This is a genomic window from Maribellus comscasis (genome assembly GCF_009762775.1).
In the GTDB taxonomy this organism is placed as follows: domain Bacteria; phylum Bacteroidota; class Bacteroidia; order Bacteroidales; family Prolixibacteraceae; genus Draconibacterium; species Draconibacterium comscasis.
On sequence record NZ_CP046401.1, the window covers coordinates 2,058,674 to 2,081,225 of the forward strand.

The 22,552-nt window shown below is 38.4% G+C and carries 14 protein-coding genes and 2 tRNA genes; 14 read left to right on the forward strand and 2 right to left on the reverse strand.

What is annotated here, in order from left to right:
- The first annotated feature begins 275 nt into the window (after positions 1-275).
- The 10 genes from GM418_RS08420 (at position 276) to GM418_RS08465 (ending at position 16,586) form a co-directional block, all read left to right on the forward strand.
- Entirely contained in the window at positions 276-902 is a 627-nt protein-coding gene (locus tag GM418_RS08420) for an RNA polymerase sigma factor (RefSeq protein WP_158865047.1), read from the forward strand.
- Positions 903-974: 72 nt separating this feature from the next.
- Positions 975-2,003, forward strand: coding sequence for a FecR family protein (locus GM418_RS08425; RefSeq protein WP_158865050.1), 1,029 nt, complete (start codon positions 975-977; stop codon positions 2,001-2,003).
- Between the two features lie 127 nt (positions 2,004-2,130).
- Positions 2,131-5,418, forward strand: coding sequence for a SusC/RagA family TonB-linked outer membrane protein (locus GM418_RS08430; protein WP_217447741.1), 3,288 nt, complete (start codon positions 2,131-2,133; stop codon positions 5,416-5,418).
- Between the two features lie 11 nt (positions 5,419-5,429).
- Positions 5,430-7,040 (forward strand): RagB/SusD family nutrient uptake outer membrane protein, encoded by a 1,611-nt coding sequence (locus tag GM418_RS08435; protein WP_158865052.1) that lies wholly within the window; start codon positions 5,430-5,432, stop codon positions 7,038-7,040.
- An 84-nt stretch (positions 7,041-7,124) separates the two neighbouring features.
- Complete coding sequence (locus GM418_RS08440; RefSeq protein ID WP_158865054.1) at positions 7,125-8,768, forward strand: MGH1-like glycoside hydrolase domain-containing protein; 1,644 nt, start codon at positions 7,125-7,127, stop codon at positions 8,766-8,768.
- A gap of 101 nt (positions 8,769-8,869) precedes the next feature.
- Positions 8,870-10,747: a glycoside hydrolase family 127 protein gene (locus tag GM418_RS08445; protein ID WP_158865056.1), complete on the forward strand. Its 1,878-nt coding sequence runs from the start codon at positions 8,870-8,872 to the stop codon at positions 10,745-10,747.
- 7 nt (positions 10,748-10,754) lie between these two features.
- On the forward strand, positions 10,755-12,758 hold the full coding sequence (locus GM418_RS08450) for a beta-L-arabinofuranosidase domain-containing protein (protein ID WP_158865058.1): 2,004 nt from the start codon (positions 10,755-10,757) through the stop codon (positions 12,756-12,758).
- 253 nt (positions 12,759-13,011) lie between these two features.
- On the forward strand, positions 13,012-14,823 hold the full coding sequence (locus GM418_RS08455) for a glycoside hydrolase family 2 protein (RefSeq protein WP_158865060.1): 1,812 nt from the start codon (positions 13,012-13,014) through the stop codon (positions 14,821-14,823).
- A gap of 135 nt (positions 14,824-14,958) precedes the next feature.
- Entirely contained in the window at positions 14,959-15,909 is a 951-nt protein-coding gene (locus GM418_RS08460; protein WP_158865062.1) for a D-2-hydroxyacid dehydrogenase, read from the forward strand.
- A gap of 167 nt (positions 15,910-16,076) precedes the next feature.
- A complete protein-coding gene (locus GM418_RS08465; RefSeq protein ID WP_158865064.1) occupies positions 16,077-16,586 on the forward strand; it encodes a hypothetical protein in 510 nt (169 codons plus the stop codon).
- Here the strand turns inward: GM418_RS08465 and GM418_RS08470 are convergent.
- The gene (locus GM418_RS08470; RefSeq protein WP_158865066.1) at positions 16,545-16,970 is read right to left on the reverse strand and encodes an NUDIX domain-containing protein; all 426 of its coding nucleotides are present in this window, start codon (positions 16,968-16,970) and stop codon (positions 16,545-16,547) included. The two genes, GM418_RS08465 and GM418_RS08470, sit on opposite strands and share 42 nt — an antisense overlap.
- Positions 16,971-17,038: 68 nt before the next feature.
- On the opposite strand from GM418_RS08470, the gene GM418_RS08475 reads away from it, so the two are divergent.
- Positions 17,039-17,566 carry a hypothetical protein gene (locus tag GM418_RS08475; RefSeq protein WP_158865068.1) on the forward strand — a complete coding sequence of 176 codons (528 nt, stop codon included), beginning with the start codon at positions 17,039-17,041 and terminating at the stop codon, positions 17,564-17,566.
- 1 nt (position 17,567) lies between these two features.
- Here the strand turns inward: GM418_RS08475 and GM418_RS08480 are convergent, their stop codons facing one another.
- Positions 17,568-20,657 (reverse strand): glycosyltransferase family 117 protein, encoded by a 3,090-nt coding sequence (locus GM418_RS08480; RefSeq protein WP_158865070.1) that lies wholly within the window; start codon positions 20,655-20,657, stop codon positions 17,568-17,570.
- 235 nt (positions 20,658-20,892) lie between these two features.
- Between GM418_RS08480 and GM418_RS08485 the strand changes: the two genes are divergently transcribed.
- The 3 genes from GM418_RS08485 (at position 20,893) to GM418_RS08495 (ending at position 22,235) form a co-directional block, all read left to right on the forward strand.
- Positions 20,893-20,968, forward strand: a tRNA-Gln gene (locus tag GM418_RS08485).
- 49 nt (positions 20,969-21,017) lie between these two features.
- Positions 21,018-21,090, forward strand: a tRNA-Gln gene (locus tag GM418_RS08490).
- A gap of 200 nt (positions 21,091-21,290) precedes the next feature.
- On the forward strand, positions 21,291-22,235 hold the full coding sequence (locus GM418_RS08495) for a PorP/SprF family type IX secretion system membrane protein (RefSeq protein WP_158865072.1): 945 nt from the start codon (positions 21,291-21,293) through the stop codon (positions 22,233-22,235).
- Positions 22,236-22,552 lie beyond the last annotated feature (317 nt).

The following is a 22,552-nucleotide window of genomic DNA, read 5'->3' on the forward strand; positions in this document are numbered from 1 at the left end:
AAGCGTAAAATAATATTAGAAAAGATGTAATTGAACAATTGCGCAAACGAATTAATACATTGATGTTCTGGCAATAAGTTATAGTCGATATTACTACAAAGGCTACCGACATTAAGGTTATAAATATATTTGCGTACACTATTGCATCGATAGCAAAGATGGTCTTCCCGAATTCTGAAATTTAACGAAACTCAGGAAAACGTTCTCCCTCTGGGTTCATCATCTTTGAAAATTCTCCATTTTATTTCATCTTTGTTCTTCCTAATTAAAGCCAGTTGAAATCCATCAAAGAAAATATCATCTGGGATAGTTTCAGGCAAGGCAATAAAGATGCTTTAGAAATTATCTATGAAGAAAACTATTCAGCACTTTATTATTATGGACTCAAGTTTATTAAAGACACAGATACTGTAAAAGATAATATACAGGAACTCTTTCTGGAACTGATTAAATCAGGAGAGCGACTGGCAAAAACAGATAATATTCGCTATTACCTTTTAAGAGCGCTTCGATATAAACTGACAAAAAAAACTTCAGTAAAACTAACCGGCGAGACAGAAGTTCAAAAAAACATTGAATTTAGTTTGATTGAATCTGTTGAGCATCAATTAATCACAAAAGAAATCGAAGAAGAAAGTAAAAAAAAGATAATCAATGCAATTGGAAAACTCTCAGAAAAACAACAGGAAATAATTTATCTTCGTTTCTATAATAACCTGTCCTATCAACAAATAGCTGAATTTTACGGCACAAAAATGCAAACAGTACGTAATTTAATGAGCCGCGCCCTTCACTCAATGAAAGAAGATTTTCAGAACAATAAGGATCAACTGTTCCTTTTTCTTTTTCAACTCCCTCAACTCCAAAAAAATTACGTTCCACCTTCCACACAGGTGTTATAAAACACATTTTCCAGATAGTATAAATATTGTCTTACCATCATTACCAAGTAAAAACATTTTGTCGCTTCTTTTATGAAAAGGGAAAGTAACTATAATAATTTGGGCTACGAAGATTTTGTAGAGGATGAAAAATTCAGAAAATGGGTCTTTGCTCCCGATGAAGAAAGCCAACTTTTTTGGGAAACATTTATAAAAAATAATCCCACCAAAAAAGAAACAATCCAAATCGCCCGACAAATCGTCGAAGCTATCCATTTCGAGGAGGAACCGGTTAACCGCGAAGAGTATATTCCATCATTAACTATTCTGAAACATAAGATTGTTAAACAAGATAAACCGGGAAAAAATATTCGTCTGTTCCCGAACTGGTGGAACAAAACTGCCGTGATATTACTTATCCCTTTTATTACAATAAGCATATATTTCTATTTTAGCCGCCCCAATACAGCACAGGAAGGACAGAAAACACAATACATCGTTCCTCCCGGGCAGAAAAGTAACATGATATTAGCCGACGGAACCAGAGTTTGGCTAAATTCCGGCTCAACGCTAACCTGCTTCATGGGAGATGAATTGAATAGAAAGGTTCATCTGGAAGGGGAAGCTTTTTTCGATGTGACAAAAGATAAAAAGAACCCATTTTTTGTTGAAACAGAAAAATATACCGTAAAAGTATATGGAACAAGTTTTAATGTAAGGGCATTTAAAGAGCAGGTTACATCTGAAATTATACTGGAAGAAGGAGCCGTATCTGTTGTTACCGGCAACAACGAAGAAATAAAGCTAAAACCAAATCAGCGGTTTTATATTAATGAGGAAAACAAATATCAGGTAAGTGCTATTGATCCTGAGTATTACACCTGCTGGAAAGATAATGTCCTAAGGGTCAACAATGAAGAATTACAGCATTTAATTGTACGGTTAGAACGATGGTATGGAGTTTCGATTTCTATTCCAAATTTCGAAAAAGTTAAAAATCTGAGATATACATTAACAATAAAAACAGAAAGCTGCAGAGAAATGCTTGAGTTAATGCGACTTGTTACACCATTTACTTATACTATCAACGGAGAAAATATAACTATAAACTATGATATATAAACATTTTACATGAAACAAAATTAAAAAAACAAACAGGAATATGCGCCAACATACTCCTGTTCGAGATTAAACAAAATTTACCAAAGTCGAAGCTGGTAAATTAAGTATTAAACCATAAAACAAAATTATGAAAAAAAGTCGAGTTTCAACTTCATGGGAAAGTTGTGTTATCCCCTGGAGTAAAATTTTAAAAATGATGAAAGTAGTATTCTTTATTATGCTTATCGCAGCAATCCATGTTTCTGCAAACAGCTACTCTCAAAACAGACGGTTTAACCTGGATATGAAAAATGTTTCAATAAAACAGGTATTGGAAGAAATTGAACTCCAAAGTGAGTTCAGGTTTTTATACAGTGATACAAAAATTGATGTCGAACGTAAAGTTGACGCTTATTTTTCAAATAATACCATAGAAGAGGTATTACAGAAGGTTTTAGTTTCCTCCGGAATTAGTTATCAGGTTATTGAAAGACAAATATTGTTAACAAATACAAAAGACTCTCTTTTATTTGAGCAACAAGGCGGTAATAAGGTAAAAGGAAAAATCACTGATCTCAATGGATTGCCGTTACCCGGAGTAACTGTAGTCGTAAAAGGCACTACTAAAGGTACCGTTTCTGACGCAAACGGCGAATATTCATTATCGGATATCCCCGGAAATGCTGTGCTGCTGTTTTCATTTGTAGGAATGAAGACCCTGGAAATTCCGCAGGAAGGAAAAGCTACAATTAATGTAGTAATGGAAGAAGAGGCTATTGGCATTGAGGAGGTTGTGGCCATTGGCTACGGAACCTTAAAAAGAGAGGAATTAACAAATGCGGTGTCAAGTGTAAACTCGGAAGACTTTGTAAAAGGTTCTGTAAAAGATGCAGCGCAGCTTATAAGAGGGCAAATTGCGGGTGTTAACATTATAAATCCCGACGCTGATCCAACCGGAACTTCACAAATTGTTTTACGCGGAGTAACAACATTAGCTGCCGGCACCCAGCCATTAATTGTAATCGACGGAGTTCCCGGCTCTCTGACCGATGTTGCTCCGGAAGACATTGAAACCATTGATGTACTTAAAGATGGTTCTGCCGCAGCAATTTATGGCACCCGGGGCACCAACGGCGTTGTGCTTATAACCACGAAAAAAGTTAAGGGCGAAACTCCTGCAACTATAGAATGGAATAGTTATGTAACAACACAAACTATTACCAAAACAATTGACTTTATGAATGCAGATCAATACCGAAATCTGGTAGCACAAGAAAAACCGGGAGCAATTGATTATGGTGCCACAACAAAATGGATCGACCAAATTTTCAGAACTCCAATTTCCCAGAATCATAATTTTAGTATGAAAGGAGGAAACTCCAGCACAAACTACATAATGAACATCAATTACAAACAGCTTCAGGGATTGATGTTGCGCTCCGATAATAATGTGTTGACTACCCGAATAGAAGCCAACCATACAATGTTTGACGGGAAGTTAAAACTTAATGGAAATATTATTGGCTACGATCAAAAATATTTCTCTGGAGGCGATGGTTACAGTTGGAGAGGGGATGTATACAGAAATGCACTGATTTACAATCCGACCGACCCTGTTAAAGACGAAGACGGGAACTGGACAGAACATCCTGAAATGAACAACTACGCCAATCCACTGGCCTTAATAAAAGAAACAGAAGGAGAAATTGCAATTACAAATTTTAAACCTTTTGGAACAATAACTTTTTATCCTCTCGAAGGACTAACGCTCAAGGCACTGGCATCAAGAGACATTTACAACAAAACAGCCGGATATTCTGAATCATTTAACCACTTGAACAGCATCCGGGAAAAAAGAACCGGATTCGCATCCAAAGGTACAACAAGAAATGTAGATGACTTGCTGGAACTAACGTCAACATATTCAAAATCATTTAAAAACCACAACATTAACGCTTTGGCAGGTTACAGTTTCCAGCAGGACACCTATGAATTTTACTGGATGAACAACTTTGACTTTCCCAGCGATAAATATTCATACAATAATATGTCAGACGGCGCTGCTCTCACGGAAGGTAGAGCCGGAATGGATTCCAACAAAACCTCATCGAGACTGGTAAGTTATTTTGGCAGGGTGAATTACAGTTTTAAAAACAAATATTTGCTTATGGCCAGTTTAAGGTACGAAGGCTCCTCAAAATTTGGGAAAGACCATAAATGGGGGGCATTCCCGGCCGTTTCAGCCGGTTGGAACCTGATGAAGGAGGATTTTATGAAAAATATCCAAAGTTCAGTGTCTCAATTAAAATTAAGAGTAGGGTTTGGTATTACGGGAACAGCTCCGTCAGACACATACCAATCGCTAAGCAGATTAACCTACGGAAATAAGTATTTGTTAAACGGTGAATGGATTCCTGTAATATATCCTTCTTCCAATGCCAACCCCGACTTAAGATGGGAAACAAAAGAGGAAGTTAATATTGGATTGGATTTTGGATTCTTTAACAACCGAATCTCCGGAGCTATAGATGCTTATAAACGCACAACAAAAGATTTACTCTGGAACTACAATGTTTCAACGCCTCCGTATCTTTACAGCAGTGTGCTTGCAAATGCAGGTTCAATGGAAAACAAAGGACTTGAAATTCAAATCACCGCAATTCCGGTGGAAACAAAGGATTTTAACTGGACAACAAAGGTAAACTATTCCACTAACAGTAATAAACTGCTTTCATTGTCCAACGATAAATTCCAACTTCAAAGTGGATATTTTTATACCGGTTCTACCGGAGAACCAATACAGTCGACTACACACAGAGTAGAAGAAGGTGAGGCAATCGGAAATTTCTATGGTTTTAAATCAATCGACATTGACGAAGACGGTTACTGGATCATTGAAGGGAAAGACGGAAACCCAAAACCCATTGCGGAACAGCAACCAGATGACAAAAAAGTTTTGGGCAATGGTTTACCAAAACACTACCTCAGCTGGGACAATACAATTCGTTACAAACAATTTGATTTAAACGTAACAATGCGCGGTGCTTTTGCCTATCAAATATTAAATATGACAAAAATGTTTTATGCTGTACCGGTTAGTCTTACCCGTGGAAACGTAGTGGCAAGCACTTATGATAATATTTATGGGAAAAGACCTCTTAATGATTATCAGGAACTTCAGTATGTAAGTTACTTTATTGAGGACGGTGATTACTGGAAAATCGATAATATTACGCTGGGCTACACTCTCAATCTAAAAGGGAGTATAGTAAAGAATCTGAGATTGTATTTATCGGGCTCAAATATGTTTACCATTACCGGATATAGCGGAATAGATCCGGAAGTAAATAGTTTGGGATTATATCCGGGGCTGGATTACAGAGACAGATATCCTTCAACCAGAACATTTACGTTCGGATTTTCAATGAAATTTTAAAACGAGTAAAAATGAAAAATTTATTAAAAATAATTATAGCAACGCTTATATTGGTTAGTCATTTTTCATGTAACGATTTAACTGAAACTGTCTATTCCGAATTAACAGAAGATGGATATAACTATACCTCTGATGAAATTTACAGTGTAATAGGCCCGGTTTACCAAAACTTAAGAGGATTACATTCTCACTCCGGGTTTTCAATAATGCAGGAATCAACAACCGATATACTGGTTATGCCGGCAAACGCCTCAGGATGGGACGACGGAGGGATATACAAAAAGATGCATCTTCATACCTGGAACTCAGAAGCTCCTCAGGTAAAAAATCTCTGGGCAAAATTATATCCCGGAGTCTTACATGCCAATAGAATAATCGAGCAGTTGGAAGGTGATGTAGTTCCTGTACCGTCTGATTTAAGTAAAGAATCTTTAATTGCAGAAATGAAGGTTGCGAGAGCATTTTATTACTGGTTGTTAATTGACAATTTTGGAGATGTTCCTTTTGTAACAACAACATCGCAGGAATTGCCTTCTTCAACAACCCGCGAAGATATATTTCAATCGATAGTCAGTGATATTACAACTTCTTTATCTCAACTAAGCGACGAGAACAGTACTTTAATGTATGGACGTTTTAACAAGTGGTCAGCAAAAACTCTGCTGGCAAACCTGTACTTAAATGCCGAAGTATACACAGGCACGGCTGAATGGGATAAATGTATTTCAGAATGCAACGATATTATTAGTTCTGATAAATACGCACTGGAACAAAATTATGCTGATTGTTTTACTGCAAATAATGAAAATTCAACGGAAACAATTTTCGCTATCCCTTATGACGAAATAAACGGCAGTGGTTTATACAGCAATTATACTTTCCACGCTTCATCCAGATATAAATACAATCTTGGCACTACGCCGTGGGGCGCCGGATGCGCAAAAGCTGTTTCCCAGTTTATAGACACTTATGATCCGGATGATTCGCGCCTCGACGACACATGGGAACATGGGCTGCAATTTGCGGCAGACGGAGTCACTCCGCTTTTATGTACTTACGACAGGGCCGGAGAACAACTAAATTATTCAAAAGACCTGCCTGACGGAATGTATACGACTGAAGACGAGGGATACAGAATAAAAAAGTTCCTGCCTGAAATGGGTGCCCAATACAATATGAATAATGACGTGCCATTTTTTCGCTACGCCCAGGTGTTAATGATGAAAGCGGAATGTCTGTTACGAAAAGGTCAGGAAGATGAAGCTGCAACAATAGTAAGCCAGGTAAGAGAAAGGGCTTTTAAAGATGCTCCGGCAAAAGCTACTGTTACCGGAACTCAATTGTCCGCAAACAGCAACTACGATTTTGGCTATGTTGAAAATTATGAAATTGTTGACAACGGGGACAGCTCTCCTGTAGAATATGGCGGATTCTATGACGAACTGGGATACGAATTTGCTTGTGAATGGGTAAGAAGAAGAGATATGATCCGATTTGGCACCTATTCCACAAAAAGCTGGCTCTCTCACAAACCGCAGGGTGAAAAAGCGGAGGTATTTCCTATTCCGCAAACAGTAATAGATGCAAATCCTAATCTTGCTCAAAACCCTGACTACGAATAAATAATTAGCGATCAGTTGTCTATTTTAAGATAACTGATCGCTCTTGGTACTCATCATAACCATAAATCGATAAATTCAAAAAAAATGTGTAGAGCACTGGTTATAATTCTTTTACTAAGTACATTTTTAGGTGGATGCAAAAAAAAACCTAAAGAGAATATCGTAAAAGAAGAAACAAAGAACACTTTAGTCTGGAAAGATTTTGGTCCCTATATTCAGGAATTTAATAAGAATGATGTTGAACTGTACACTCAATATTTTCCAAATGATAAGGCCGAAGAGTTTTTAAAAAACAATATCCCTTATTTTAATTGTCCGGACAAGGAATTGGAAAAAACCTATTATTTCCGTTGGTGGACATTCAGGAAACACATAAAAAATACAGAAGACGGGTTTGTTATAACCGAATTTCTGCCTGATGTTTCCTGGGCCGGAAAATACAATACGATTAATTGTCCTGCAGGACACCATTTTTACGAAGGGAGGTGGTTACGAAACCAAAATTACCTGGCAGACTATGCTAATTTTTGGTTTAAAGGAGGGGGCAGTTTACGCTCATATAGTTTCTGGGCTCCGAATTCCATACTGGCATTTGCCTCGGTTCACCAAAATAAAAAATTAGTTACAGAGTTACTTCCCTTTTTTGTTGAAAATTATGACGGATGGGAAAACGAAAGATTAGCTGAGGATGGTTTATTCTGGCAATTTGACAACCGGGATGGAATGGAAGTATCGGTTGGAGGTTCCGGGAAAAGAGCAACCATCAATTCATACATGATTGGAGATGCAGCAGCTATTGCTGAAATAGCTCGAATGGCCGGAAACAAAGCACTTGAAGAAACATATTCCAGGAAAGGCTCAACACTAAAAGAATTGCTATTATCAAAATTATGGGACGCTGATGCTCAATTTTTTAAAACTTTACCATTAACGCCTGAAGAGTATAATAAATTGGTTGATAAAAGATATTCCGATTCTTTTTCACTAATAAAAAAAGACTCGCTTAGCCTGGTTGATGTTAGAGAACTTCACGGCTATACCCCGTGGTATTTTAGTATTCCTGAAGATAAACACTCTTTGGCGTGGAAATTCCTTTTAAGTAACGAAGGATTTAAAGCTCCCTACGGACCAACAACTGCTGAGCAAAAACACCCGGAATTCAAAGTAGTTTATGAAGGACACGCCTGCCAGTGGAATGGTCCGAGCTGGCCTTTTGCAACCTCTGTAACCTTGAAAGCAATGGGAAATCTCCTGAGAGACTATAATCAGTCGGTAATTTCAAAAAATGATTTTGTGAATCAGTTACTAACATATTCCAATAGCCACAGAAGAATAAATGAACGTGGAGAAAAACTCTGCTGGATAGATGAGAACCTCAACCCTTTTACCGGCGACTGGATTTCGCGAACAATGTTAAAAGCGAGAGGACATGAGCCAGCGGAAAGAGGAAAAGATTACAACCATTCTGAATTCTGTGACATCATCATTTCTGATCTCATTGGCATCCAACCCTCAATGGACAATACGCTCACCGTAAACCCGCTAGTTCCTGATAATTACTGGGATTGGTTTTGTCTCGACAGAGTAAAATATCACGACAAAGAAATCACCGTTATTTGGGATAAAGACGGACAAAAATATATGAAAGGACAGGGATTTTCTATTTTTGTTAACGGAGAGCTAAAACATAATTCAAAAAGAGTAGAAAAAATAACGATTCAAATTTAAAAATGAAACAGCCCACGACTGAGATATAAGATGGCAGCTCAAACAAGCATGACCAAAGTTTTATCTCGCCCAATAAAAAGACGTAACAAAAATTTAGACAGATGAAAAAATACATTTTCCTCATTTTTCAAATATTTGGCATTACAAGTGCCTCTGTAGTAGTTGCCCAATCGTACCAGGTTCAACCCATCCCCTTTAATCAGGTAAGCATTGAGGATGGTTTTTGGTCGCCCCGATTGAAATCGCACTCCCTAAATACTTTACAAACCTGTATACACCAAACCAGAGATTCTACGGAAAGAATAAACAACTTCAAAAAAGCGGCAGGATTACTCGAAGGCCAACACCAGGGTATTTATTTCGACGACTCTGACGTGTATAAAGCGATGGAAGGAATCGCCTACTCGCTTATAAATAATCCAAATCCTGAATACGAGAAACTACTTGACGACTGGATTAGTTACATCGCAAAATCGCAACAAGCAGATGGTTACCTGAATACCTTTTACACACTAAACCATCCGGACGAGCGATGGACAGACATGGAAAAACATGAAATGTATTGCGGCGGCCACATGATTGAAGCTGCAATCGCTCATTATCAGGCTACAGGGAAAAAGAGTTTTTTGGATGTAGCTGTAAAATTCGCAGATTACCTCGACGATACATTTGGCCCAGGCAAACAACATTGGGTGCCCGGACATGAAGAAATTGAACTGGCGCTCGTTAAATTATATCACACAACAGAGAACAAAAAATACCTCGACCTGGCTCGCTGGTTACTTGAAGAAAGAGGACATGGTCACGGCAAGGGAGGTATTTGGGAATCAGAATGGGGGCCTGCTTATTGTCAGGATGATGTACCGGTTTCAGAAATAGCCGATATAAAAGGACACGCAGTCAGGGCTATGTACTTGTTTACAGGTATGGCCGATGTTGCTTCCGAGATGAATATTCCGGAGTATGTGGACGCATTAAAACGTGTTTGGGAAGATGTTACCCAGAGGAACATGTATGTTACCGGAGGAATTGGGAGTTCGAGGTCAAATGAAGGATTCACCGAGGATTATGACCTGCCAAACAAAACGGCCTACTGTGAAACATGTGCTTCAATTGGTATGGTTTTCTGGAATAACCGGATGAACCTGCTATCAAAAGATGCCAAATATGTTGATATACTGGAGCGTTCCCTGTACAACGGCGTGTTATCAGGTGTAAACCTCGAAGGGAATTTGTTTTTCTATGTCAATCCCTTGGAATCAGATGGAGATCATCATCGTCAACGGTGGTTTGGGTGTGCTTGTTGCCCGAGCAATATTTCACGTTTTGTTCCTTCCATTGGAAGTTACATTTATCTGAAAAATGATAACGAGGTGTTTGTAAACCTCTACATCGGAAACGAAGCAAACTTTAAACTGGCAAACACAAATGTTCATCTTACCCAAAAAACCAATTACCCATGGGATGGTGAAATTGCCATTTCCATTGACCCGGAAACTTCAGTTCCTTTTAATCTAAAACTGAGAATCCCTGGTTGGTGTAAAAGCTTCGGGGCCTCGTTAAACGGAAAAACAATAGAAGTTTCTTCCATTGAAGATGGCTATTTGTCAATTGAAAGAAAATGGGCTCCGGGAGATAAGATAGCACTTTCACTGGAGATGCCTGTTGAATTGATAAAAGCGGATGACCGAGTGGCTGAAAACAAAAATAAAAGAGCTGTTCAAAGAGGTCCGTTGGTTTATTGCGTGGAACAAATCGATAACGCCACAACAAACATCGATGAGATAACCATAAGCCGGAATAATATATTTACGATAACTCAGGGAGAGGGCAAGCTGAACAATATGAAGGTATTGACAACAACAGATAAGGCTAATAAATTAACGTTTATTCCTTATTTTGCCTGGGACAACAGGGAGCCGGGCAAAATGGAAGTCTGGATCAACTATAAAAATCAAAGTTCACTTTATACCAACTAAATTCAAAATGAAAAAAATAAACATTATCACAATACTATTTTTGCTGGCCTGCTTTTCTTCTTTTTCAAAAGAGAAACGCAACGCGCATTACATAACCAACCAGGCTCCGCTGATTGCACAACCCTACACTGCACTTCCCATTGGTGCAATCCAGGCAGAAGGATTTTTGCTGGAAATGCTAAAAACCCAACGCGACGGACTGACAGGGAATCTTGACAGCGTTTACAGTATCGTTTGTGGCGACAACAACGGCTGGCTCGGCGGTACCGGCGACGGTTGGGAACGTGGCCCTTACTGGCTCGATGGGTTGGTTCCGCTTGCCTATTTGCTAAATGACGAAGCACTTAAAACAAAAGCGCAGAAATGGATTGAGTGGAGCATCAACAATCAGCGTGAAGACGGTTATTTCGGGCCCAAAGATTTACCCGGGAATTATGAAAAAATCCCGGGAACACAACAGGGAATGCGTAACGACTGGTGGCCCAAAATGGTAATGTTAAAAGTATTGCAGCAATACTATATGGCAACAGGTGATGAAAGGGTAATATCGTTAATGACAAATTATTTTAAATATCAACTAAAAATGTTACCTGAAAATGAGCTGGGTTATGTTACATTTTGGGCGAATCGCAGAGGTGGTGATAATTTGGCAGTGGTTTACTGGCTCTACAACATAACCGGAGATAAATTTTTACTTGATCTGGCAGAAATCATTCACAAACAAACTTTCGACTGGACCGATGTTTATTCAGGAAACATAATCAGGAAGTTAAACCCCCTACCCGATTTACATTGTGTAAATGTAGCCCAGGGATTAAAAGAACCGATTGTGTATTACCAGCAGCACCCCGAAGAAAAATACCTGGAATCAGTAAAAAAGGGATTGTCTTCGTTAAACGACGTCCATGGTTTTGTAAACGGTATGTATGGTGGCGACGAAATGTTGCATGGCAATGACCCGACACAAGGTTCAGAATTATGCTCTGCTGTGGAAATGATGTTTTGTTTCGAAAACATTCTTCCCGTTACCGGTGATGTATATTATGCCGACTACCTTGAAAAAATAGCATACAATGTTCTTCCTACGCAAATTACCGACGATTTTACAGGAAAACAATATTTCCAGCAAGCCAACCAGATAGAGATAACCGACAAGGAACGAAACTTTTTTAACGATAAGGTAGCCCGGATTTGTTTTGGTACAACTACCGGTTACCCATGCTGTTTAACCAACATGCACCAAGGATGGCCTAAATTTGTACAGAACACCTGGTACGCAACAGTCGACAACGGACTTGCTGCCCTTGTTTACGGACCTACAAAAGTAACAGCCAAAGTGGCAAATGGTGAAACGGTTACAATTACTGAATCAACAGATTATCCGTTCAAAGAAAAAATAAACTTCACGATTGAGACCCAAAACAACGTTAAATTCCCGTTCCACCTGCGTATTCCGGAATGGTGCAAATCGGCCACTGTTTTGGTTAACGGGGCAGTACAAAACGCTCCGTCGGAAAATGGTATTATTGTACTGAACCGGGAATGGAAACCGGGAGATAAAGTGGAACTAAACCTTTCCATGGATTTCCGGTTTAGTCGCTGGCACGAACAATCGCTGGGGATTGAACGCGGCCCGCTGGTTTATGCTTTACGAATAGAGGAAGACTGGCGTGAAGTAAAAACCGACGAATTTAAAGATACGTTTTGGGAAGTTCTGCCCCAATCGCCATGGAACTATGCGATTTGGGACAAAACTGTTGAAGACGCAGATTTTGAGATTAATATATTGGAGGATATAAAATCTTATCCATGGAATCTTGAGAATGCACCGATTACAGTAAAAACAAAGGCACGAAGGATGCCCATCTGGAAAGAAGAAAAAGGGATGGCTGGAAAAACTCCGTCGCCGGCATGGCCATACCGCGAAGTGGGTGACGAGGAAGAAATTCAGTTGATTCCCTACGGTTGCACAACGCTAAGGATTTCAGAATTTCCGGTTTACAAGAAATAATCTTTTTGAAGTAGCTGTGTATAAAAACAAATAAAAATCCGGCAAAAATTTAATTTAACACTTTCCGGTTTAATTTCGGGGCCGTCCAAAAAAGGAACACAGAAACCTTTGTTTCACTCTAAGAGTTTAAAATACTTTTTTGGGACGGCCTCCTTTTTTCTTCCTGTATAAAAAGAATTCCTCTCCCATATTCTTTGTTTTTAATATATTTACAAGCTATCTGATTCGTCAATTTTTAATCAATATATTTAAAATGAAAAGTAAAATCCTAATCCTATTTATTAACTTTTTAGCTTTTAATACTTTTGCCCAGTGGCAACCCGCCGGAGATAAAATAAAAACCAGGTGGGCAGAAGAAATTGATGTCAATAATGTTTTACCGGAATATCCGCGCCCAATGATGGAACGCAGTGACTGGAAAAACCTCAACGGACTATGGGAATATGCCATTACAAAAGCCGGAGCTCCGCAACCTGCAAATTTCGACGGGCAAATACTCGTTCCTTTTGCTGTTGAGTCGAGTCTTTCAGGTGTTCAAAAAAGTGTAGGTGAAGAAAATGAACTTTGGTATAAAAACTCATTTACAGTTCCAGCTTCCTGGAAAAACAAAAAAGTATTGTTGCATTTTGGAGCAGTTGACTGGGAAACCGGCATTTGGATAAACGAAATAAAAGTGGGAACACACAAAGGCGGCTACGCTCCTTTTTCCTTCGACATTACGCCTTTCCTCAATAAATCGGGAGAGCAAAAACTGGTGGTAAAAGTTTGGGATCCTACAGACAAAGGTTACCAGGCTCGCGGAAAACAAACCAGCAACCCCCGAGGAATTTGGTACACTCCTGTAACAGGTATCTGGCAAACCGTTTGGCTGGAACCGGTAAATGAAATATTTATTCAGAATGTAAAATCAGTTCCAAATATTGACAACGAAAGCTTAAACGTACTGGCCGTTACTTGTGGAACATCTTTTGGCGATTATTATGAGGTAACCGTAAAACAAGGCGGGACAACAGTTTCAACAGGAAAAGCCGTTGCAGGAGAAGCGCTTGACATTTCAGTTCCTTCAGCCAAATTATGGAGTCCTGAATCTCCGTTTTTGTATGATTTAGAGGTAAAACTCTTTAGCAACGGAAAAGTGGTTGACGAAGTAAAAAGCTACTTTGCTATGCGAAAAATTTCTACAAAGCGGGATGAAAGCGGGATTGTTCGTTTTCAACTAAATAACAAAGATTACTTTCAGTTTGGCCCCCTGGACCAGGGTTGGTGGCCCGACGGACTTTATACTGCACCAACCGACGAGGCGTTAAAATACGACATTCAGAAAACCAAAGAATTTGGCTTTAACATGATTCGCAAACACGTAAAAGCAGAACCGGCCCGTTGGTATGCTCACTGCGACAAATTAGGAATTTTGGTTTGGCAAGACATGCCCAACGGCGATCGCTCTCCGCAATGGCAAAACCACCAGTATTTTAACGGAACTGAATTAAAAAGAAGCCCGGAATCAGAAGCCAATTACCGTGCAGAATGGAAAGGAATTATGGATTATTTGTACTCACACCCTTCGATAGTTTGCTGGGTACCATTCAACGAGGCTTGGGGGCAGTTTAAAACGGAAGAAATCTCCGACTGGACAAAAAGTTATGATCCTAGCCGTTTGGTTAATCCGGCAAGTGGAGGAAATTTTTATCATGTTGGCGATATGATTGACCTGCACAATTACCCCGGCCCGGCAATGTATCTCTTTGACGGAGCCCGTGCAAATGTGTTGGGCGAATATGGTGGAATAGGTCTTGCACTTGAAGGGCACTTGTGGGCAACCGACCGGAACTGGGGTTATGTTCAATTTAAAAATTCAAAAGAAGTAACCGACCAATATGTTGAATACGCAGAGCAGCTTCTAAAAATGATTAAGTCAGGCTTTACCGGTGCCGTTTATACGCAAACAACCGATGTGGAAGGAGAAGTAAACGGACTAATGACATACGACCGAAAAGTAATCAAAATGGATGAAGAAAGGGTACGACAAATTAATCAGAAAATATGTAATTCGTTACATAAATAGCGAATTAAAACTTTCATGAAAAAAATTTACGCAACACCTGAAAATTAACATTTTCGGGTGTTTGCTTTTAATTGATACTCTGCTTTTTTGAGTGTCGGTATATTTCCTTATTTTCGAAAATCTAAATTCAGAAATATGAAAATTGTTGGAATGGATGGATTCGCACTGAATCCGGGAGATTTAAGCTGGAAGGATGTTGAAAAACTGGGAGATTTTACGGTTTACGAGCGTACTCCTCCTGAATTAACGGTTGAACGCGCAAAAGATGCAGATGCTGTTTTTACGAATAAAGTTATTTTTGATAAAAAGGTAATCGACCAACTTCCTAAATTAAAATACATTGGCGTGCTTGCAACCGGATATAATGTTGTAGATATTGAAGCTGCGAAAAAAGCCGGGATTGTGGTTACCAATATCCCTGCCTACAGTACTCCGTCTGTTGCGCAGATGGTGTTTTCACACATGCTGAATTTTGTGCAAAACATTTCAACACATGCCGACTCGGTTTCAAACGGCGAGTGGGAGAAAAGTAAGGACTTTAGCTACTGGAAAACTCCCCAGGTTGAGTTGACCGGCAAAACTCTTGGTATTATTGGCTTTGGACAAATTGGCCAGGCTGTAGCCAAAATTGGACTGGCTTTGGGAATGAAAATAATTTACCAGAACCGAAGTGAAAAAAATACAGAAATAGAAGCCACGCAGGTAGAGCTGGATACTTTGCTTTCTGAAAGTGATTTTATTAGCATCAACTGTCCGTTAACAAATGAGAACGCTGGTTTTATAAACAAAACAACCATCGAAAAAATGAAATCAACCGCATTTCTTATAAATACCGGACGCGGACCTCTTATCAACGAGCAGGATTTGGCTGACGCATTAAATTCAGAAAAAATTGCAGGTGCCGGTCTTGATGTTCTGTCCACTGAACCTCCTTCAGAAAACAATCCCCTGCCAAAAGCAAAAAATTGTTATATCACACCACACATTGCCTGGGCAACATATGAAGCCAGAACACGGCTGATAAAAATAGCTTCAGAAAATTTGAAATCTTTTATAAATGGAAAACCTGTTAACCTGATAAATTAAAAATATCAGATTAACAATCTATAACATACTGTTAACCTGAGAATAAAGAGCAATTCTTATCATTTTTTTCATATTGCATTATAAAATATTAAAAGTATTTTTTTTAACTTTTCGCCCGAAACAATTTTAATAATTTAGGTGTTCTAAATTTGAATTAAGTTCAGAAAATGGCCATGAAGATTATCCATGTTGTGTTACTGGCATCGGTGAAATATATACTCACTTTACCCTATGCCATGATTATAGGTCTGGAATACAAACAGGCCTTGATAGCCGTTTTGGTTGGCGGCATTGGAGGATTTTTGTTCTTTTATTACCTCAGCAAACGTGCCATTCAAATCTATCATAAGATACGCCCATACATTTACACTTTAATTCCAAGGCGACAAAAAACAGAAAACAGAAATTTTGTCCAGAATAACACGAATCAACAGAAAAAACGCAGAAAGATCTTTTCAAAAAGAAACCGGCTTATTGCCCGTTTTCGAAAAACCTATGGCTTTTGGGGAATTATTGTAACCACTCCTGTATTTTTAACCATTCCTGTTGGCGCTTTTTTAGCTAACAAATATTATTCGAGAAGAAGGTTTCTTGTACTTTATATGATTTTATCCATTATTGGTTGGGCCGGAGTTTTATCGGGTTTTATCCATCTGTTTCCCAGAATATTTTTCTAATATGGCTTTATTTACAGGATGTTGAATAAGCTTTTTATCAGCATCTAACAAATCAAAATCACTAATATCTTCCAGTTGAATCCACTTAGCCTGAATATGTTCTTTTAATTTTAACTGTATTGATGTTGTTGAACACAAAAAGGGAATTAACTTAATCTTTTTGAAACCATAATCAAACGGAATTGATTTTAACTTTTCAAGAATTTCAATTTCTTTCTCAAGCTCTTCATTTATCTCCCTCAGAATACAATCTTCAGGAGACTCTCCTGTTTTTATTTTTCCTCCCGGAAATTCCCAGGATAAAGGATGCTCTGCCTCTGCACTCCGTTGTGTGATCAAAAACTTATTTTCAAAAAGAAGAATTGCGCATGTTACCTCAATCATAATTCAAAATTAAAAAAGATTATTTGCCTGCGACCCGAATGAGTTATATTTGTCGGAAAGCTTTTCCGATGACAAAAGAAGAATTAATTGAAATTATCGATTCCTGGGAAAACATTAACCTTATAATTGAAGAGTGCGACAAAAGTCCCACATTTTTTTCATCATTAATGGATATCGCACTTTACCATAAAGAACAAAAATCATGGCGGGCGGCTTATTTGGTTGACAAAATTCATGACGAGTTTCCCCAACTTGTTTTTCCTTACCTTGATAAAATTACAGAACAACTAAAAACAGAAAAAAACCTGAGTAAAAAACGCCATTTCCTGAAACTGATTAGTATGAATGAAATTCAGGAAAAGTACTTTGGTTTTTTGGTTGATTTTTGTCTGGAAACCTTAACATCAGAAGAACCACCTGCCGTTCGCGTCCATGCAATGCAAATTCTTTTTAACATCTCGGATAAAGAGCCTGATTTAAAACCGGAAGTTTTGGCGCAAATCGAGCATGAAATAGAATATCACGCCACTGCGGGAATAATTTCAAGGGGTAAAAAACTTGTAAAAAAACTTCGCAGCCAAATTAACCCACTTTAAGCTATGAATCTTGTGCCGGTTGCTCTGCTCCAACTTCGCCCTGAAGACGTTCAATCAATTCTTTCAAACGTGTATCAACCTCGTTAAACAGGTCGTCCTGATTATATTTTCTGGTTAGATATTGAATATTACGCAACATCGAAAATTCGCGATCCTGTTCTGCTTTTGCTGCTGCCTCAAACCTTGCGGGCAGAGATAAAAAATAATCGACTTTTGCAAAACAATTATCGGCCAGCGTTCTTGTTAACTCAGCTCCTTTTTCATTTTCTCCCGCGACAAAATACTGTTCTATCGCCGGGAACGAATCATAAGTTAATGGTAAAATTTCATTGGGAAACAACTCAAACATTTTATCAAGAACTTCAACCGCTTTTTCTTTTTTACCTTCCTGATTTAAAACACCTGCCAAACGGGCAAACATATAACGCGCCTGCAGAATATTAATCTCCTTCCGGTTATACTCATCTAAAAATATATCCGGGTCGTTTACATTTCCCCAAACATATTTATTCATTACATTATCATACAAAATATCGGAATTTACATGACCGTAGTAAACTCCTTGTCTTTGCGTTTTAATAGGTACAAACCGGTATGCCAGGCCTTCAAACTGCAAGTAATCCTTAAAATGGATATTTCCAACATGTACCAGGCTGTGATCGATATAAATAGGGCGCTCCCAATTATTCGCCGCCATCATATTTAAAACAGCCATTTCGCTCTTGGTTATTAAATTTTTTGAAATATTTATCTCAACTCTATCCGCAATCAAAGCTGAATCTTCCGGTTGAACAGTTCCTGTTTCCAACACCTTCTGTTTATCAACCGTAATATGGAAATTACGTGCAGGAAAATAATCCATCATCTCCCCGTTTGAAACTTTCACTTTGGTTCGAACATCATCACTGCCGAGAAATTCCATAGCATCACTCAGTTCCACTGAATTTTCAAATCGTTCCTGAAACAATACAATATCCCTTATTCCCATGTAATACTTACTCTTGTCAAAAGAAAAAGGTACGGGTGGAGCATCATTGGTAGCCATTTGCTGCTGGTTGATATACCAATCCATACCGAGGTATCCGACATTTATAATTTTAATATCCGGACGCACGCCTTCTACTTCCTGCACATACCACAACGGAAATGTATCGTTGTCGCCGTATGTAAACAAAATGGCATTAGGAGCACAGGATTCAAGATAATTTTTGGCATAATCGCGCGTCATATATCTTCCGGAACGGTCGTGATCATCCCAGTTTTCCGAAGCTAAAATACCGGGAACCAAAACCAGCGAAATCAATGTAACGAGGGTTGCAGGAACTGCCCCTTTCCATAATTTACTCAAAGCAGAATAAAAGGCGGCAACAGCAAGTCCAATCCAAATAGCAAAAGCATAGAACGAGCCTGCGTAGGCATAATCCCTTTCACGAGGTTGCACGGGATACTGATTTAAATAAACAATAATGGCAATTCCCGTAAAAATAAAAAGCATCAGCGTGACAATAAATCCCTGTTTTCCTTTCTTTCCCTGATTGTATTGGAAAAACAATCCGATCAACCCGAACAGCAAGGGAAGAAAATAATAGGTATTTCTTGTAGGATCATTTTTCATAAAATCGGGTATATTTTCGCGTGGTCCAACTTTCGCATCATCAATAAGTTTAATTCCGCTAATCCAGTTCCCGTTCATAAAACCGCCGTGCCCCTGAATATCGTTTTGTCTTCCGGCAAAATTCCACATAAAATAACGCATATACATGTGTCCCAGCTGATAGGAAAAGAAAAACCTGAGGTTTTCACCAAAAGTGGGCCGTATTAATGTTTTGACTTCTCCTCCGGTTCTCACTCTCACGGGGCGACCTTTTACTTTTCCCCAATCTTCATAAACTTCGATATGTTGAGGCTGGCTACTATACATCCTTGGAAAAAAGGTTTCAAGTTTTGGCTCATATTCTGTTCCCGCCGACATGGACCCCGTAACCTCATATTCCCCATCAACCTTATTATACTGCGGTTTTTCACCTTTGGAACCGATTGCCGGAGCAGTATAGTAAGGTCCGTACGTCAAAGGTCTTTCTCCGTACTGTTCCCTGTTCAAATATTTTAAAAGAGCAAAAGCATTATCGGGGTGATTCTGATTCATGGGTGGATTTGCAGAAGCACGAATGAGAATTAAAGCAAACGAGGAATAACCAATTAAAATTACGATTAGTATTGTAACCGCCGTATTCCACACAACCAGATTTCGGCTTCTGGTATACCGAACTGCCCAAACTGAGCCTGCTATAATAAGCGCAACAAAAAATAAAATACCTGAATTAAAAGGGAGGCCCAAACCGTTAACAAAAATCCTGTCGAAAAGAAATGCAACCCTGGGTAAACCTGGTATTACCACCAACTGAATTCCCCCCAAAACTCCAATTGAAACTCCTGTGGCTACCAAAGCACCTTTCCATGAAAAATCATACTTTTTAAAATAATATACCAATCCAATGGCGGGAATCGCCAAAAGATTTAACAGATGGACACCGATTGATAATCCGACTAAATAACCAATTAAAACCAACCAGCGGTTTGCATATTTTTCATCAGCATTGTTTTCCCACTTTAAAATGGCCCAAAAAACCGCCGCAGTAAAAAAAGACGACAAAGCATAAACTTCACCCTCAACAGCAGAAAACCAGAATGAATCGGTAAATGAATATGCAAGTGCTCCAACTAAACCACTTCCCCATACAGCTATTTGCTCACCAATCGAAAGATTTTCAGAAGAAAATAGTTTTTTTGCCAAATGAACAATACTCCAGTACAACAACATAATCGTTCCGGCACTTGCCAGAGCCGACATCGTATTTACCATAACCGCTGCTCTTGACTCGTCAGAGGCAAATAATGTAAAAAAACGGCCTAAAATCATATGGAATGGAGCTCCGGGCGGATGCCCCACTTCCAGCTTAAAAGCGCTGACAATAAATTCTCCGCAATCCCACCAGCTTACGGTGGGTTCAAGAGTTAAAAAATATGTAAGTGCTGCAATGGTAAAAACTACCCAACCAAGGATATTATTGATTAATGAGGCTTTTTTCACTTTTAGTAATATTTAGTTAAAAGTAATTTGAACGAATAAGTTACTTATATTATTAGTCATTGATCTTTAAAAGATCATCGGCAAATATAAGGTTTTAAAAAGGAAAGTTTAAACCGGCAAACCACAAATTGCAAATTGTGATGACACATGTTTTGCAAAAAAAACGACCAGAATGTTTCCAAAAGAAAAAAATTTATATTTTTGCACCGTCTTTAACGAAAAGACAATTAAGGACTGTCCCGTGGTGTAACTGGCAACACGTCTGATTTTGGTTCAGAAGAGTCCAGGTTCGAGCCCTGGCGGGACAACCAAAAAGAGCATTGCAAATGCTCTTTTTTTGATTATTTTTGCATACAAAATTGACCTGTGGTGTAACTGGCAACACGTCTGACTCTGGATCAGAAGAGTCCAGGTTCGAGCCCTGGCAGGTCAACAGAAAGAGCTGAAGAATTAAACTGCAGCTCTTTTTTTAGTTTTAACTACTTAATTTTGAGGAAATCATAACTATTTATTAAAAAATCCATTTAACTTAGCGCCGCAAACCATTAAATCAGAACCAAGGTATAATACAGGTTATTGTCAATATTGATTTTAATTTGTAGTTTGTACCATGGATTTCTAATCCATTAAGTGATGGGAAGACGGAATAGTAGAAAGATAATTACCATTTTAATTGTCATATTATTGACATTAAAAGGTTTTTCCCAGCAAGATCCCATTTTGACACAATACATGTTTAATATGCAAACCATTAATCCGGCATATGCAGGCATGTGGGAGAAAATTGGGTTTTCTTCTCTGGTTAGGAAACAGTGGGCTGGCATCGAAAAATCTCCTCTGACAGAAATAATTTCGTTTCATTCCCCTTTAAAAAATGAATTTGTAGGAGTTGGTCTCAACGTAATGAACGACCGCTTTGGAAAAGAAAACAGGTTAAGTATTTTTGCGGACTATTCTTACGAAATTTCACTGACGCCTCAAACAAGACTTCGATTTGGATTAAAATTTGGTTTTATGAACTACAAAAACCCACTAACCCAATATCAATTATATCCCGATAATGAATACGATGAAGCATTTGCAGAAGACGTAGATCTGAAATTTCTACCCAACTTTGGTTTTGGCGCATTTTTATATGATGAAAACTACTATATCAATTTCTCAATCCCAAAACTTGTTGAGAATGATTTCAGAACCAATATCAATAATTACTCAACGCAAGCTGAGGTTAGAACCTTTTATGTTGGGGGTGGCTATGTTTTCCGACTTAGAACGTTAAACAATTTAATTTTTAAACCAACATTGCTGGTAAGGGCAACATGGAATAACCCACTTCAATTTGATATAGGTGCTAATTTTATGTTAATGGAAAAACTTTGGATAGGCGGAATGTTTCGTTCCGGAGATGCAGTTTGTGTCACGTCTCAATGGATTTTCAACAACAATTTAAGATTAGGGTTTGGCATTGATGTAACATACACTGAAATCTACCCTTATCAATTCGGAACCTATGAATTTTCAATTGGTTACGACATCGACTTTTATGGTAGAAGCTATGTTCGTGCCAAATATTTTTAGTTAAAATTCGCTGGTAAATCAAACTCTTGTTTACTAAAAAAACTTAAAACTGGTATCTTTTTATATATCAACTTTTTAACAACATCGTATTAATAACAAAAACATTTGCACCTACACTTGCTATTTATCTAATTTTCACTACCTTCGTAATGCAAACCCGTTTAAATAGGAATATTTAAGCAAGCCACAAATGATGGGAAGTTATAAAAGTTACTAAAAATTGTTAATTTGGTTTTGAAATATCATATGGCGGTATTGATATTTTAGCAAGTTGTAGCGGTTAATCCCGACATGCAATTATGCATAGGTGATGGTGA